The organism is Corynebacterium fournieri (genome assembly GCF_030408775.1).
Classification (GTDB): Bacteria; Actinomycetota; Actinomycetes; order Mycobacteriales; family Mycobacteriaceae; genus Corynebacterium; species Corynebacterium fournieri.
In genome coordinates, this window is the sequence record NZ_CP047210.1 from 1 (window position 1) to 14,926 (window position 14,926).

General features: G+C 64.9%; 13 protein-coding genes and 2 tRNA genes. 10 read left to right on the plus strand and 5 right to left on the minus strand.

The window, feature by feature from the left end:
* The 5 genes from dnaA (at window position 1) to gyrB (ending at window position 7,351) form a co-directional block, all read left to right on the plus strand.
* On the plus strand, window positions 1-1,569 hold the full coding sequence (gene dnaA / locus CFOUR_RS00005) for a chromosomal replication initiator protein DnaA (protein WP_085957059.1): 1,569 nt from the start codon (window positions 1-3) through the stop codon (window positions 1,567-1,569).
* A 597-nt stretch (window positions 1,570-2,166) separates the two neighbouring features.
* Window positions 2,167-3,351, plus strand: coding sequence for a DNA polymerase III subunit beta (gene dnaN / locus CFOUR_RS00010; RefSeq protein WP_085957058.1), 1,185 nt, complete (start codon window positions 2,167-2,169; stop codon window positions 3,349-3,351).
* 3 nt (window positions 3,352-3,354) lie between these two features.
* Window positions 3,355-4,536 carry a DNA replication/repair protein RecF gene (recF, locus tag CFOUR_RS00015; protein WP_085957057.1) on the plus strand — a complete coding sequence of 394 codons (1,182 nt, stop codon included), beginning with the start codon at window positions 3,355-3,357 and terminating at the stop codon, window positions 4,534-4,536.
* Window positions 4,520-5,116: a DciA family protein gene (locus CFOUR_RS00020; RefSeq protein ID WP_085957056.1), complete on the plus strand. Its 597-nt coding sequence runs from the start codon at window positions 4,520-4,522 to the stop codon at window positions 5,114-5,116. The genes recF and CFOUR_RS00020 overlap by 17 nt, the downstream gene beginning before the upstream one ends.
* Window positions 5,117-5,251: 135 nt before the next feature.
* Window positions 5,252-7,351 (plus strand): DNA topoisomerase (ATP-hydrolyzing) subunit B, encoded by a 2,100-nt coding sequence (gyrB, locus tag CFOUR_RS00025; RefSeq protein ID WP_085957055.1) that lies wholly within the window; start codon window positions 5,252-5,254, stop codon window positions 7,349-7,351.
* 110 nt (window positions 7,352-7,461) lie between these two features.
* Here the strand turns inward: gyrB and CFOUR_RS00030 are convergent, their stop codons facing one another.
* Both CFOUR_RS00030 and CFOUR_RS00035 read right to left on the minus strand, forming a co-directional pair.
* Window positions 7,462-7,896 carry a DUF6918 family protein gene (locus CFOUR_RS00030; protein WP_085957054.1) on the minus strand — a complete coding sequence of 145 codons (435 nt, stop codon included), beginning with the start codon at window positions 7,894-7,896 and terminating at the stop codon, window positions 7,462-7,464.
* A 148-nt stretch (window positions 7,897-8,044) separates the two neighbouring features.
* Complete coding sequence (locus tag CFOUR_RS00035; RefSeq protein WP_143338968.1) at window positions 8,045-8,473, minus strand: hypothetical protein; 429 nt, start codon at window positions 8,471-8,473, stop codon at window positions 8,045-8,047.
* 78 nt (window positions 8,474-8,551) lie between these two features.
* Between CFOUR_RS00035 and CFOUR_RS00040 the strand changes: the two genes are divergently transcribed.
* A complete protein-coding gene (locus CFOUR_RS00040) occupies window positions 8,552-9,526 on the plus strand; it encodes a putative endonuclease domain-containing protein (RefSeq protein ID WP_085957052.1) in 975 nt (324 codons plus the stop codon).
* A 56-nt stretch (window positions 9,527-9,582) separates the two neighbouring features.
* Here CFOUR_RS00040 and CFOUR_RS00045 read toward each other — a convergent pair whose 3' ends face one another.
* Together CFOUR_RS00045 and CFOUR_RS00050 are read right to left on the minus strand one after the other, a co-directional pair.
* A complete protein-coding gene (locus CFOUR_RS00045; protein ID WP_085957051.1) occupies window positions 9,583-9,855 on the minus strand; it encodes a TetR family transcriptional regulator in 273 nt (90 codons plus the stop codon).
* Window positions 9,852-10,064 carry a CopG family transcriptional regulator gene (locus tag CFOUR_RS00050; protein WP_085958370.1) on the minus strand — a complete coding sequence of 71 codons (213 nt, stop codon included), beginning with the start codon at window positions 10,062-10,064 and terminating at the stop codon, window positions 9,852-9,854. The genes CFOUR_RS00045 and CFOUR_RS00050 overlap by 4 nt, the downstream gene beginning before the upstream one ends.
* Before the next feature lie 61 nt (window positions 10,065-10,125).
* Between CFOUR_RS00050 and gyrA the strand changes: the two genes are divergently transcribed.
* Together gyrA and CFOUR_RS00060 are read left to right on the plus strand one after the other, a co-directional pair.
* Entirely contained in the window at window positions 10,126-12,684 is a 2,559-nt protein-coding gene (gene gyrA, locus CFOUR_RS00055; protein WP_085957050.1) for a DNA gyrase subunit A, read from the plus strand.
* 3 nt (window positions 12,685-12,687) lie between these two features.
* On the plus strand, window positions 12,688-13,032 hold the full coding sequence (locus CFOUR_RS00060; RefSeq protein WP_085957049.1) for a DUF3566 domain-containing protein: 345 nt from the start codon (window positions 12,688-12,690) through the stop codon (window positions 13,030-13,032).
* Window positions 13,033-13,125: 93 nt separating this feature from the next.
* On the opposite strand, the gene CFOUR_RS00065 is transcribed toward CFOUR_RS00060, so the two are convergent.
* Window positions 13,126-14,229, minus strand: a complete 1,104-nt coding sequence (locus CFOUR_RS00065; RefSeq protein WP_085957048.1) for a zinc-dependent metalloprotease — start codon at window positions 14,227-14,229, stop codon at window positions 13,126-13,128.
* 487 nt (window positions 14,230-14,716) lie between these two features.
* Between CFOUR_RS00065 and CFOUR_RS00070 the strand changes: the two genes are divergently transcribed.
* Window positions 14,717-14,790 (plus strand) — tRNA-Ile (locus CFOUR_RS00070).
* 17 nt (window positions 14,791-14,807) lie between these two features.
* Window positions 14,808-14,880, plus strand: a tRNA-Ala gene (locus CFOUR_RS00075).
* Window positions 14,881-14,926: the final 46 nt, after the last annotated feature.

The following is a 14,926-nucleotide window of genomic DNA, read 5'->3' on the forward strand; positions in this document are numbered from 1 at the left end:
TTGGCTGACCAACACCTCGAGGACCTGTGGCGCGGCGTCGTCGACGAACTGCTGCGCCTCTCGGAGCAGGCCACCTCGTCCGTGCCTACCCTCACCCCCGCGCAGCGCGCCTACCTGCGGCTGATGAAGCCGGTCGTGCTTGTCGACGGCTACGCGCTCCTTTCCGCACCCCACCAAGCCGCCAAAAATGTCGTCGAGGAGTCCCTGGCTCCCCACATCAAGGCACTGTTGTCCTCCCACACCGGCCAGCCGTACAACCTGGCCGTGTCCGTGGCCGCGCCTGAGCCCGAACCGGCCCAACAGCCAGCACCAGATCCAGCGCCGGAGCCGCACGCGCCCACCAACTGGCAACCCACCCAATCCCAGGTCGAAGCCCCGCAGGTGGGGGAGCAGATCCCGATGGGACTGGACGAGCTGGCGCAGATGCACGCGGCGCAGGTGGCGGGACGCCGTCGAGAAGCAACTGCCCACCCCACAGTGGACCGCCGCATCCCCCGCGAAAAACCCGCGCACGACCCGGACCGCGAAGCCAGCCTGAACCCGAAGTACACCTTTGAAAACTTCGTCATCGGCTCCTCAAACCGCTTCGCCAACGGCGCCGCCGTCGCGGTGGCAGAAAACCCCGCCAAGGCCTACAACCCGCTGTTCATCTGGGGCGGATCCGGCCTGGGCAAAACACACCTGTTGCACGCCGCCGGCAACTACGCGCGCGTGCTGCAGCCGGGCCTGCGCATCAAATACGTCTCCTCCGAAGAATTCACCAACGACTACATCAACTCCGTGCGCGACGACCGGCAGGAATCCTTCAAGCGGCGCTACCGCAACCTAGACATCCTCATGGTCGACGACATCCAGTTCCTCGAAGGCAAAGAAGGCACCCAGGAGGAGTTCTTCCACACCTTCAACGCGCTGCACCAGGCCAACAAGCAGATCATCTTGTCCTCCGACCGGCCGCCGAAGCAGCTGAACACACTGGAAGACCGCCTGCGCACCCGCTTCGAAGGCGGATTGATCACCGACGTGCAGCCGCCGGACCTGGAAACCCGCATCGCAATTCTGATGAAGAAGGCGGCCGCCGACGGCACCCAGGTGGACCACTCCGTGCTGGAGCTCATTGCCTCCCAGTTCGAATCCTCCATCCGCGAGCTCGAAGGCGCGCTGATCCGCGTGTCCGCCTACTCCTCGCTGATCAACGAGCCGATCACCATGGAAGTCGCCCAGGTAGCACTTCGCGACATCCTCCCCGACGAAGGCGACGTGAACATCACCGCCGGGGCCATCAAGGACGCCGCGGCCGAGTACTTCCAGGTCTCCCTCGACCAGCTCGTCGGCGCCGGAAAGACCAGGCAGGTCGCCCACGCGCGCCAGATTGCGATGTATCTGTGCCGCGAGCTGACCGACTTGTCGCTGCCCAAGATCGGCGACGAGTTCGGCGGCAAGGACCACACCACCGTGATGTACGCCGACCGCAAGATCCGCAAGGAAATGACGGAAAACCGCGGCACCTACGACGAGATCCAGGAACTGACCCAGGTGGTGAAGAACCGGGCGCGCACCCGCGGCCGCTAGGTCCCTCTTCATCCCACAAACCCCGAAAATGGCCTGTTTTGGGTCGTTTTCGGGGTTTTCGCGTTCTTCGAGTTTCCCCAGCGCTTCCGCCCCCACAAGCTCGCGATTTCCCCGCTTGTCACTCCTGTACCACTTTCCACAGACCTTTCCACACCTGTGTAATTACACTGATGTAGTTTCGCCAGATGCGTCACACTGTGTTCGCTGTCACACCCTCCATCGCTGGGGAGAACGTGTGCATAAGCGGTGGAAGAACGCGCTTCCGTTTGTGTAATTTCAGGGACGGTGAGAAACTATCCACAGGGGCCCCGAGTTGTCCACAAGTTATCCACACCCCAAATCACACGTGCGACACGCCCTGCGACCGGCGCAAAACCACCTCGATCCACAGATTCCCCAACCCTTACTGTTGTTCCCCTCTTTACTTCTTGTAATTCAATCTGGAGAAAGAGAGGGTGTACAAAGTCCGCCCGCCCCGTCGCCGCACCCGCCCACCACGGAGTGCGCAGCCGAGAATGACAAATGTAGAGTGGTGTCCGATCTGGGCCCGCGCGAGCGGGCCCGCCTGAATGCCAAAGCGAAGGAGACCGCTCCGCCATGGACAACAATGTGTCGTTTCGCGTCCACAAGGACGAACTCGCCGACGCCGCGGCGTGGGTTGCCCGCAGCCTGCCCACGAAGTCCACGCAGCCGGTGCTTCGCGCGGTTGTAATTACCGCCGACGACAACGGCCTGGAGTTCGCGGGCTTCGACTACGAGGTTTCCACCAACGTGCGCATCGGCGCCGAGGTCAACGAGCCGGGTCGCGTGGCCGTGGCCGGCAAGCTCCTGGCGGACATCGTGGGCACGATGCCGAACGACGCAATCGAGGTCAGCACTGACTCCAAGGTGATGACGCTCAAGGCGCGCTCCTCCCGCTTCGAGCTGCCGTTGATTGCCCTGGACGATTACCCGCAGGTGCCGCAGCTGCCTGAGGTCACCGGCCGGATCTCTCCGGCGGCGCTGACGGGTGCGGTGACCCAGGTGGCATCCGCTGCCGGCCGCGACGACACGCTGCCGATGCTCACCGGCATCCACGTGGAGATCGACGGGGAAAATGTCACTCTTACCGCCACGGACCGTTTCCGTCTGGCGCAGCGCCACCTGACGTGGGAGCCGGCGAGCGCGGACGTGAAGGCGGATCTGCTCATCCCGGCGAAGACGCTGCTGGATAACGCGAGGACGCTGGATACCAGCATCGACGACCCGGTGGAGTTGGCTGCGGGCGCGGCCGACAACATCGGCGGCGAAGGCCTGTTCGGCCTGCACGCTGGCAACCGCGAGACCACCACGCGCATGCTGGATGCCGACTTTCCCAACGTCGCTCCGCTGCTGCCGAAGACACACACCGCGATGGCGTCGGTGGAGGTCGCGCCGCTGTTGGAGTCCATCCGTCGCGTCAGCCTGGTCGCGGACCGCAACGCGCAGCTGCGCATGCACTTCACCGAGGGCGAGGTGACGCTGTTTTCCTCCGGCGCGGATTCCGGTGCGGCGCAGGAAACGCTGCCGGCGGCGTTTACGGGCGTCGATGAGCTGCTCATCGCGTTCAACGCGGGCTATCTTCGCGACGGCCTGTCGGTGATCGGCACCGACCGCGTCGTGTTCGGGTTCACGGAGGCTTCCCGCCCGGCGATCATGATCCCGCAGCCGGAGGAGATGCCGGAGCGCGGCGAGGACGGCGCGTTCCCTACCCCGGACACCCACTTCACCTACCTGCTCATGCCGGTGCGCCTGCCGGGCTAGCCTATGCACGTCCGCGAGCTTGATCTGCGTGATTTCCGCTCGTGGCCCGAGCTGAACCTCAAGCTTGAGCCGGGCGTGACGGTGTTTGCGGGCCGCAACGGCCACGGCAAGACCAACATCGTTGAGGCGGTTCACTACTCGTCGAAGTTGTCGAGCCACCGCGTATCGACGGATGCTCCGCTCATCCACGCCTCCGCGGACAATGCCCGCGTCTCCGCCACCACGGTCAACGAGGGCCGGGCGCTGACGACGCATCTGTTGATCAAGGCGCACGGGGCGAACCAAGCGCAGATCAACCGCACCCGGCTCAAATCCGCCCGGGAGCTGCTCGGAGTGCTGCGGGTGGTCATGTTTTCCCCGGAGGATCTGCGATTCATTACGGGTGAGCCGGCGGAGCGTCGCAAGTTCTTGGACGACCTCGCAGCGCTTCGCACGCCAAGGCTCGGCGGTGCCCGCGCGGATTACGAGAAAGTGCTGCGCCAGAGAAACGCGCTGCTGAAAAGCTCGAACATGGCGTTGCGCCGTGGCTACCAGGACGCAGACGGCGCCAGCGCGCTTTCCACTCTGGATGTGTGGGACGGCCAGCTCGCGGCGCTCGGCGCGCAGGTGGTGGCGGGGCGCTTGGCGCTCGTCGATGAGTTGGCGGACCGCATCACCGAGGCCTACCAGTCCGTCGCCCCGGAGTCGCGCCCCGCGTCGGTGGCGTACAGCTCCACGCTGGACCGCGCGGTGACGGAGCTCGCCGGCGGGCCCTCGCGCGACCCGGCGGTGTTCGAGGCCGCCATGCTCTCCGAGCTGGGCCGGCGCCGCAAGGACGAGATCGACCGGGGCGCGACCCTGGTGGGGCCCCACCGCGACGATTTAACGCTCATGCTCGGCGAACAGCCCGCGAAGGGCTACGCCTCCCACGGCGAAACCTGGTCCTACGCGTTGGCGCTGCACCTGGCCGAATACCAATTGTTGGCCAGCGAGGGTTCGGACCCGGTGCTCATCCTCGACGACGTCTTCGCCGAGCTGGACGCCAAGCGCCGCGAACGCCTCGTGCACGTCGCCTCCGACGCCGAGCAGGTCCTGGTCACCGCCGCGGTGGGCGACGATCTGCCCGGCAACCTCGACGACGCCGTGGCCGCGCGCTACAGCGTGAGCATGCAAGACGGGGTGAGTGCCATTGAGCGATCTGATTAAGCGCAGCTTCGACACCGTCCGCGACACCGCGCGCCGCCGCGGCGGCCGCCTGCCGGACCTGTCGCACCAGGGCAGCTCCGCCGTCCCGCGACGCAACACACCGTCGCTTCACGACGGACCACAGGCCGCCATCACGGTTCCGGGAATTGAGGTGCCGGAGGGACGTCGTAAAGCAGATGTCCGCGGCATCCCCACAGGACTCGACGGGCGCGCACTGCCGCGCAGCTACAAAGTGTCGTCATTCAGCAGCCTTCTGGGCAGCGAAATACGCAAACGCGACTGGACCGAGAAGATGGCGCACGGGTGGGTGATGGGCCACTGGGGCGAGCTGGTGGGCGAGAAGATCGCGCAGCACACGCGGGTGGAGATGATCAAGAACAACGAAGTGCACGTCAGCTGCGACTCCACCGCCTGGGCCACACAGATGAAGTACATGCAGCGCGAGGTGCTCGCAGCGATCGCGGCGAAGGTCGGGCCGGACGTAGTGACCAAGCTGCACGTGTACGGGCCGAAGACGAAGAGCTGGCGTTACGGGCCGCTGCATGTCAAAGGCCGCGGCCCCCGCGACACCTACGGGTAAGCATCTGCGAAAAACGCGCGTGAAACGCCCTCTCGCGGGCCGGACGGGTCCCCGGTATGGCCCCCTCACCGTGTAAGATGAGACAGGTTCAACGGGCTTTAGGCCCACATTCACGCATGGAGGAGCTTCCCGAAAGTGGCAGAGCAGCAACCCCATTACGACGCGTCATCGATCACCATCCTCGAAGGCCTCGAGGCGGTGCGCAAGCGCCCGGGCATGTACATCGGCTCGACAGGCGTGCGTGGCCTGCACCACCTGGTGTGGGAGGTCGTGGACAACTCGGTCGATGAGGCGATGGCGGGCTACGCCGACCGCGTCGACGTCACCCTGCTGGAAGACGGCGGCGTGGAGGTCGTGGACAACGGCCGCGGCATCCCGGTGGAGATGCACCCGTCCGGCGCCCCGACAGTGCAGGTGGTGATGACCCAGCTGCACGCCGGCGGCAAGTTCGACTCGGAGTCCTACGCGGTCTCCGGCGGCCTGCACGGCGTGGGCATTTCCGTGGTCAACGCGCTTTCCACCCGCGTCGAGGCGGACATCAAGCGCGACGGCAAGCACTGGTACCAGAAATTCAAGATGGCCGTGCCGGACGAGCTGGTGGAGGGCGGCAACGCCCGCGGCACCGGCACCTCCATCCGCTTCTGGCCGGACGCGGAGATTTTCGAGACCGTCGACTTCAACTACGACACCATCTCGCGTCGCCTGCAGGAAATGGCGTTTTTGAACAAGGGCCTGACCATCACGCTGACGGACCAGCGTGTCACCGACGAGGAGCTCGAGCTCGAGGCCATCGCTGAAGAGGGCGACACGGCAGCAGCAATCGACGGCGACTCGTTCGACGACTCGGTCGAGACCGTCGACGCGTCCGAGGTCGACCAGGACGGCGACGGCGACACGGTGGAGCCGGGCGACGAGGTCGCCCCGGACGTGAAGAAGAAGCGGGAAAAGAAGGTCACCTTCTACTACCCGGACGGCCTGATCGACTACGTGCAGCACCTGAACAAGTCGAAGACGGCGATCCACCCGACCATCATCGGCTTCGACCAGAAGGGCGACGGCCTGGAGGCCGAGGTGGCCATGCAGTGGAACGGCTCCTTCAAGGAGTCCGTGCACACCTTCGCCAACACCATCAACACCCACGAGGGCGGCACCCACGAGGAGGGTTTCCGCGCCGCGCTGACGTCGCTGATGAACCGGTACGCGCGTGACCACAAGCTGCTCAAGGACAAGGAGCCGAATCTCACCGGCGACGACTGCCGCGAGGGCTTGGCCGCCGTCGTGTCCGTGCGCGTGGCCGACCCGCAGTTCGAGGGCCAGACCAAGACGAAGCTGGGCAACACCGAGGTCAAGGGCTTTGTCCAGCGCGCCGTCAACGAGAACATCTCGGACTGGTTCGACGCCAACCCGGCCGAGGCGAAGGCCATTGTGAACAAGGCCGTCTCCTCCTCCCAAGCCCGCCAGGCGGCCCGCAAGGCCCGCGACCTGGTGCGCCGCAAGTCCGCCACCGACCTGGGCGGGCTGCCCGGCAAGCTCGCGGACTGCCGCTCCAAGGACCCGTCCAAGTCCGAGCTGTTCATCGTGGAGGGCGACTCTGCAGGCGGCTCCGCCAAGGGCGGCCGCGACTCCATGTACCAGGCCATTCTGCCGCTGCGTGGCAAGATCCTGAACGTAGAGAAGGCCCGCATGGACCGCGTGCTCAAAAATGCGGAGGTCCAGGCCATCATCACCGCGCTCGGCACAGGCATCAACGACGAGTTCGACATCAAAAAGCTGCGCTACCACAAGATCGTGCTCATGGCCGATGCGGACGTGGACGGCCAGCACATTGCAACTTTGCTGTTGACGCTGCTGTTCCGCTTCATGCCGGAGCTGGTGGAAAACGGCCACGTGTTCCTGGCCAACCCGCCGCTGTACAAGCTGAAGTGGGGCAAGGGCGAGCCGGGCTACGCCTTCTCCGACCGCGAGCGCGACGCTCAGCTGGCGGAGGGCCTGGAGGCTGGCCGCAAGATCAACACCGACGACGGCATCCAGCGCTACAAGGGTCTGGGCGAGATGAACGCCAAGGAGCTGTGGGAAACCACCCTCGACCCGGATACGCGCATCCTGCGCAAGGTGGAGCTCGAGGACGCCCAGCGCGCCGACGAGTTGTTCTCCATCCTGATGGGCGACGACGTGGCCGCGCGCCGCTCCTTTATCACCCGCAAGGCGAAGGATGTCCGCTTCCTGGACGTCTAGTCGCGCACGATCTGACATTCAACGCGTAAGGCCCCGGCGTTTCCCCAGGTAGGGGAAATATCGCCGGGGCCTTATGTTAAATCGTGCGCGGTGGGCCGAAGGTGACGTCGCTAAGCAAAACGCTCCACGATCTCGCCGAGCTGCGGCAGCGACGGGCCGACGATCTTCGCGGCCTTGCCGCGCAGCGTGGAGTAGACCTTCTTCACCGGGCCGGGCATGGAATCGGCCTGCTTGTCGCCGGCGTCGAGCATGGACTTGACGACGTCATCCTCACGGCCCGCCAAAAACTGGCCGAAGCCCTGCTCACCGGATTCCTGGTACGCGGACCAGTGGGGGTTAAGCTCCTCCACAATCTGCGGCAGGAACTTGTTCACGCCCTTGGAAACGGCATCCGCGTCGGCCTTCTTGCCCGCGGCGACGGCGGATTTGAGCGCCATGCCGGTCAGGCCGGACTGGCGGGAGACGGTGTCGTCGACAAGGGAGGTGATCTCCTGGACGACCTGGGGGCGCTTGGCTGCGTCGAGCAGCTGGGAAAGATCAGTCATGGCCGCCAGTTTAACGGGAAAAACGGCCGGTGCGGGACCGGCCGTTTTCGGTTGCAGCTCTTCCACCACAGTACCCAGACTTCCCATTAGTCACATGGATCACTGCAACCACAACGGGCACAACCGTAACACAGGGGGTGGGGTGGTGCTACCGCTGGGGCAGGTACTCGTCCGCGTAGGACTGCACAAACGCCGTGATCTCCTGCGCCGGGATGATGCGGTTGCCTTCCGACGACCCCGGGGCCCACTCCAGGTTGAACTGCTTGGCCACGTTATCCACCGCCTCGCGCGCCTGGGGCACGAAATCCACGATGATCTGCGCGACAGCCACAGTGCTCAACAGCGCAATGGCCAGGGAAATCGGCGCCGAGCCCGTGTACGATCCCTCGAGGGCGCGCTTCTCCGGCGCCTCGATGCCCTTGTCGTAATCCGGGTAGTAGTCCGGCTTGGACGACCCCTTCGAACTGGTCGAGGACAGCTGCGAAATCGCGGTCTCCTGTGCGGAGGCGGATACAGGCACGGTCAGCGCGGCAGCGGTGAGGGAGGCGGCAGTCAGCGCCGCGGCAGTTTTCTTCATGGAGAACATGTTAGGCGGCGCGGGGAACCGCCGGGTGGTTGCGCGCGTCTAAGACACATGACCCACCCATACAACGGCATGACCAGCACCGCTGGCTCGCTGCTCTACCCGAACCCCGGGCGACTTTTACCCGGAATGACCAGCGTGAACGGGAAGTTCCAGGTGCCGCGCCACGTGCTGCGCCCAGACAGCATTGTCATCCGCGATTCCGTCCGCCACCCGCATCGCGTGCGCTATCCCGTCCCGGCCGAGTACCGAGCAGCCGCCCACGCGCTCACGCACCCGGGGACCACGCTCACTGGCTTCGGCGCGCTGGCCTTGTACGGGCTGCCGTACCTGGTGGACGCGCACGACACTGTCTTAATCTCACCGACGTGCGGGCGCAAGCAGTGGGGTACCCAATTCACTCCTACGGTGGTGAGGAAACCCCTCCGGCCAGGGGAAACGTGGCATCTGTTGTGTCGCGGGGAACCGATCAGCGTGGCCGCGCCACCTGTTGCCGTGGTGCAGGCGCTCAAGCTCATCCGAACTCAGCAATGTTTGTGGCCCGTGCACGGGTCCGAGGATGAAGAGGTGTTTGTGCGCGCGGTCCAGCTCGTCGACGCCAGCCGCCGCTTTCTCGGGCTCACCCCCGAGGAGATCTCAGAGGTAGGCCACAACCGACTGGCCGTCCGTTGGCTTGCGTCGGTGCTGAAGTCTTCAAGCGTGCTCGCGGATTCGCCGAAAGAAACCGAGATGCGGTTGTTGGCTGCAAAGGTGGCCGCGGAGTTTGGGCTCCGATTGGAGGAACAGGTGGAATTTGTTGAGGATGGACGCCCGCTTACCCGTGCTGACCTGGGGTTCCCCGAAGTCCAGATTGCGTTGTTCTACGACGGCATCCACCACGAGGAGAAGAAGCAGCGCATCTACGACAACACCGTCGACCGCGCGCTCGCTGTCCAGCAGTGGACCGCATTGCGCTACACGCAAGGCACGCTTGGATTGCTGATTGGTCAGTTGCGGGCCATTCTCACCCAGCGCGGTTTTGTACGAATCAACAACCAAAATTCTTGACCTGGGGTTTTAGGGCCGAAACCTTTGAAAAATGTTGGTTCGTACAAAACGGTTGCTTATCGACGAGCATCCGCCCACCTCCGATACACCTCCGCCACGACAGCAGCGAACCCCTCGTTGGAGTCCGACAGCGGCGAAAGCGCCACCACGGCCTCAGAAAGCGCCGCGGCGGCAGCGTCCACGGAGTCGAACACGGCCACACCGTGGAGCCGGGCGCCGGGCACGGCGGCGCAGGCGGCCAGGGCAGCGAACGAGCGGACCTGGCAGCCGTGGAAGGAGCAGTACTCGTCCGCGATGGCCAGGAGCTGCTCGGGGGAAAAGCCCCTCATCCGCGCGCCTGCCGGATGCGCGATTCCATTCCGGAATAGGACGGGATGAGGGAGCGGGCGAGGTCGGTGACGGTGGCGTCGTCAAGCAGGCGCGATGCTGTAGAGACCACCGCACGCCGCGCGGCTTCCTGCTTCGAGCACCCCCACGCTGAAGCCAATAACACGAGCGCTTTGTCCTCGTCTGCGGTCAGCCGGAGCGTCATAGCCATACCACTGTGATACCACGCGGCTAGCGTGAAAAGGCACAGAAGCCCGCTAAACTGCTTAACCATGGCTGATGACACCACTGGCGGCTTGGACCGCATTCAACCAATCGACATCAACGAGGAGATGCAGACCAGCTACATCGATTACGCCATGAGCGTGATCGTGGGTCGTGCCCTCCCCGAGGTGCGCGACGGCATGAAGCCGGTGCACCGCCGCGTGATCTACGCGATGTACGACGCGGGCTTCCGCCCCGAGCGCTCCTACGTCAAGAGCGTGAAGGCCGTCGGCGAGACCATGAGTAACTACCACCCGCACGGCGACAGCGCCATCTACGACACCCTGGTGCGCATGGCGCAGCCGTGGGCCATGCGCTACCCGCTGGTGGACGGCCAGGGCAACTTCGGCTCGCCGGGCAACGACGGTCCGGCCGCTATGCGTTACACGGAGTGCAAGCTCACCCCGATCGCCATGGAGATGGTTCGCGACATCCGCGAAAACTCCGTGGACTTCGCGCCGAACTTCGACTCCAAGACCCAAGAGCCCACCGTCCTGCCGTCGCGCGTGCCCAACCTGCTCATGAACGGCTCCAACGGCATTGCGGTCGGCATGGCCACCAACATCCCGCCGCACAACCTCAACGAGCTGGCGGAGGCGATCTACTGGATCCTGGAGAACCACGACGCCGACGAGCAGTCCACCCTCGACGCCGTGACGGAGCGCGTGAAGGGCCCGGACTTCCCCACGGCAGGCCTCATCGTGGGCGACCAGGGCATCAAGGACGCCTACACAACCGGCCGCGGTTCGATCCGCATGCGCGGTGTGACGGAGATCGAAGAGATCGGCAACCGCCAGGTCATCACCATCACGGAACTGCCGTACCAGGTCAACCCGGACAACTTCATCCACAACATCGCCGAGCAGGTCACCGCAGGCAAGATGGTGGGCATCTCGAAGATCGAGGATGAATCCTCCGACCGCGTGGGCATGCGCATCGTGGTCACGCTGAAGCGCGACGCGGTGCCGCGCGTGGTGCTGAACAACCTGTACAAGCACTCCGCGCTGGAGACGAACTTCTCCGCCAACATGCTCAGCATCGTCGACGGCGTTCCGCGCACCCTGCGCCTGGACCAGATGCTGCGCTTCTACGTCAAGCACCAGATCGAAGTCATCGTGCGCCGCACCCAGTACCGCCTGGACGAGGCGGAAAAGCGCGCCCACATCCTGCGCGGCCTGGTCAAGGCGCTCGACGCGTTGGACGAGGTCATCTCCCTGATCCGCAACTCCGCCACCGTGGACGAGGCGCGCGAGGGCCTGATCAAGCTGCTGGACGTCGACGAGATCCAGGCCAACGAGATCCTGGCTATGCAGCTGCGCCGCCTGGCGGCCCTGGAGCGCCAAAAGATCATCGACGACCTGGCCGCCATTGAGAAGCAGATCGCAGACTACAAGGACATCCTGGCTAAGCCGGAGCGTCAGCGCCAGATTGTGGGCGACGAGCTGAAAGAGATCGTCGATAAGTATGGCGACGAGCGCCGCACCCAGATCGTCGCCGCCACCGGCGACGTCACCGAAGAAGACCTCATCGCCCGCGAGAACGTGGTGGTCACCATCACCTCCACCGGCTACGCCAAGCGCACGAAGGTGGACGCCTACAAGTCCCAGAAGCGCGGCGGGAAGGGCGTGCGCGGCGCCGAGCTGAAGCAGGACGACGTGGTGAAGAACTTCTTCATCTGCTCCACGCACGATTGGATCCTCTTCTTCACCAACTTCGGCCGCGTCTACCGCCTCAAGGCCTACGAGCTGCCAGAGGCGGGCCGCACCGCCCGCGGGCAGCACGTGGCCAACCTGCTGGAATTCCAGCCGGAGGAGAAGATCGCCCAGATCATACAGATCCAGTCCTACGAGGACGCTCCTTACCTGGTGCTGGCCACCCGCGACGGCCGCGTGAAGAAGTCCCGCCTGACCGACTACGAGTCCGCGCGCTCCGCCGGCTTGATCGCCATCAACCTCAACGAGGGCGACGCGCTCATCGGCGCCGTGCTGGCCAGCGAGGACGACGACCTGCTGCTGGTGTCCGAGCAGGGCCAGTCCATCCGCTTCTCCGCGGACGACGAGCAGCTGCGCCCCATGGGCCGCGCCACCGCCGGTGTGAAGGGCATGCGCTTCCGCGGCGACGACCAGCTGCTGGCCATGACGGTGGCCAAGGACGGCGAGTACCTGCTGGTGGCCACCTCCGGCGGCTACGGCAAGCGCACCGCGGTTGAGGAGTACAACGCCCAGGGCCGCGGCGGCATGGGTGTGATGACCTTCAAGTACACCCCGAAGCGCGGCAAGCTCATCGGCGCGCTCGCGGTGGCCGAGGACGACCAGATCTTCGCCATCACCTCCGCCGGCGGCGTAATCCGCACCGAGGTGGACCAGATCCGCCCGTCCTCCCGCGCCACCATGGGCGTGCGTCTTGTGGATCTCGCGGACGGCGTGGACCTGCTGGCCATCGACCGCAACGTCGAGGACGCCGGCGAGGAGGAGGCCACCGCCGTGGCCACGGGCCAGAAGACCATCGAGCAGGCGCTTAGCGACGGCGCTTCCGCCGACGACGCCTCCGGCGAGGACAAGGAGTAGCCCGTGGCAGTCCGTAAAGTGACCGTGCGCCACATCGGCGCCGGCTCCGCCTTCAAGGTGGCAACGCTGCTGGCCTTCCTCGGCTTCATCGCCTGGATGGGCGCCTGCGTGCTCGTCTACTACGGGCTGGAGCGCGCCGGGGTCGTCGAATCCATCAACTCGCTGATCGGCGGCGTGGGCGGCGATCAGGTGGTGGACATGAAACTGGCGATGTCCGCCGCCGGCCTGCTCGGCCTGGTGGGGTTCCTCTTCCAGGTGATCATGGCCCCGCTGACCGTGATCATGTACAACGCGATCGCGGACCTGGTAGGCGGCGTCAACTTCACCATGTCCAACCGGGCGAAGTAGTTCATCGACAGCGAGGCATCCGCCACTACATTGCCCGAAACGCCCCGGTGCTTCTCCGCGTGGGAAGCGCCGGGGCGTTGTTGATGCGCGAGCCTAAAAGGGCAGCAGGCCGTTCATGGAGGCGTAAGCCGCGCCCGCGATGCCCAGCACCGCCAGGACCGCGACGACGGAGCCGATGATGGCCGCCACGTTCGTGTCGGTGGGAGCCTCAGCCGGCTTGTCTGCCTGCTCGGGCTGGTCGGGCTGGTTTGCCGGGGTGGCCGCCACAGCGCCGTGGGAGACGGTGCGGGCACCAAGCTCGATGGCGTCGCGGCCGATGCGCGGGCTGTTCAGCCTCAGCGCGTCCCAGTCCGCCGGGACCTCGACCGGGCCGCGGGGGCTTTCTGCGGTGTAGGCCTCCTCGGAGAAGTTGAAGATGGAGAACTGATAGTCGTAGTTCATCACGGAGCGGTACTCCGGCGCCGCGGAGTGGCTGCGCGGCAGCCTACGGGTGACGTCGGCGGCGCCGTTGTGGCGCAGACCCAGGGTGTGGCCGAACTCGTGGAGGATCGTGTTGCGCAGCTCATCGTCCGTGGTGATCCCGGCGTTGTTGGCCACGAAGAAGGAGGAGTCGCCGATCATGGACACGCCGGTGGTCATGTTGCCGCGGGCGATCTGGTCGCCGATGAGGCCGAGGCGGAAGACGTTCTGGCGGTCGCCTAGGTGGGTGTCAATGTCGTTGAGCAGGCGCACGCCGGCGATTTCGTCGTCGAAGTAGAACTGCTCGTAGGGGAGCACCTCGCCGCCGTGAAACTCCGTGTAGTTGGGGATGTTTGTGAAGGTCTCACCCGCGTCGATGTGCAGCGCGATGCCGTGGTCGTCGAAAAGCTCCACCATGTCCTGCAGCGCCTGCGGCGACGGCGCGAAGGACTTGCCGTTGTGCGGCGCCATCCAGTTGAGCTGGAGGAACAGGTCGGGGCGGTTGGGGTCGACGCCCCAGTCGTTGAGGCGCAGTTCGGTGCCGTCCAGGAGCACGACGCCGTCGGTTTCCCACTCGTCCGGCAGGCCGTCGTTGTCGGAGTCGACGGTGTATTCGGCCTCGGAGAGGGCGGCGAAGTCCGCCGCATCGTCGGCGGCGGCGGGCTGGATGCCGGTGAGGGTAAGTGCTGCTGCGAGTACGCCTGCGGCTGCGGCTTTTGCCTTCATCGGTGCGCGCATCTCGTGGCTCCTTCGTGAGTGGCGGCGGGTTGTTGCTGCTTCGATGGCTACGACTTTATGCAAGGAGTATGCGCAGGTAAACCGGGGCGGGGAAGGAGCCGGATCGTTCAACACTTCGCGCCGATTGTTCAACGTTTCTAGGCCTTCTAGCTTGTTGATTGTTCACCAATCCGCCCAAAAACCGCTCACATTGTTCAACGATCACGCCTGTTTTGGACCCGAAATAACCACCGTATAAATTGCAGTGGAATAAATGAAAACCAGGTGCGGCGCGATAACCAGCCGTTGCACACCACCGGCAGTGAATAATCCCTGCCCATGCCACCAACTCGCCGGATTGTTCACCACTTTCGGAAACCGCCCACCCCCTCCCGATACCCCCGTCGTACCGGAGGTTTAAACGTCGATAAGCAATCGCTCGTTATGCCCGTTACGCTGGCGATTTGGAGGTCCATGGGGTGCTCTGTAATATTCCTATTCGTTCCAAGGGCCTATAGCTCAGTCGGTTAGAGCGCATCGCTGATAACGATGAGGTCGCAAGTTCGATTCTTGCTAGGCCCACTGCCCGAAAGGGCAACGGGGCATTAGCTCAGTTGGTAGAGCACCTGCTTTGCAAGCAGGATGTCAGGAGTTCGATTCTCCTATGCTCCACAGAATGGCTCCCTCCACGCGGAGGGGGCCTTTTTGCTTTGCGACG

Coding starts and splice junctions, on each gene's coding strand:
- CFOUR_RS00030 (WP_085957054.1), bottom strand. CDS start 7,896: ATGACTGATCTTTCCCAGCTGCTCGACGCAGCCAAGCGCCCCCAGGTC.
- CFOUR_RS00035 (WP_143338968.1), bottom strand. CDS start 8,473: ATGAAGAAAACTGCCGCGGCGCTGACTGCCGCCTCCCTCACCGCTGCC.
- CFOUR_RS00065 (WP_085957048.1), bottom strand. CDS start 14,229: ATGCGCGCACCGATGAAGGCAAAAGCCGCAGCCGCAGGCGTACTCGCA.
- recF (WP_085957057.1), top strand. CDS start 3,355: ATGCACGTCCGCGAGCTTGATCTGCGTGATTTCCGCTCGTGGCCCGAG.
- CFOUR_RS00045 (WP_085957051.1), bottom strand. CDS start 9,855: ATGAGGGGCTTTTCCCCCGAGCAGCTCCTGGCCATCGCGGACGAGTAC.
- CFOUR_RS00050 (WP_085958370.1), bottom strand. CDS start 10,064: ATGGCTATGACGCTCCGGCTGACCGCAGACGAGGACAAAGCGCTCGTG.
- gyrA (WP_085957050.1), top strand. CDS start 10,126: ATGGCTGATGACACCACTGGCGGCTTGGACCGCATTCAACCAATCGAC.
- dnaN (WP_085957058.1), top strand. CDS start 2,167: ATGGACAACAATGTGTCGTTTCGCGTCCACAAGGACGAACTCGCCGAC.
- CFOUR_RS00040 (WP_085957052.1), top strand. CDS start 8,552: ATGACCAGCACCGCTGGCTCGCTGCTCTACCCGAACCCCGGGCGACTT.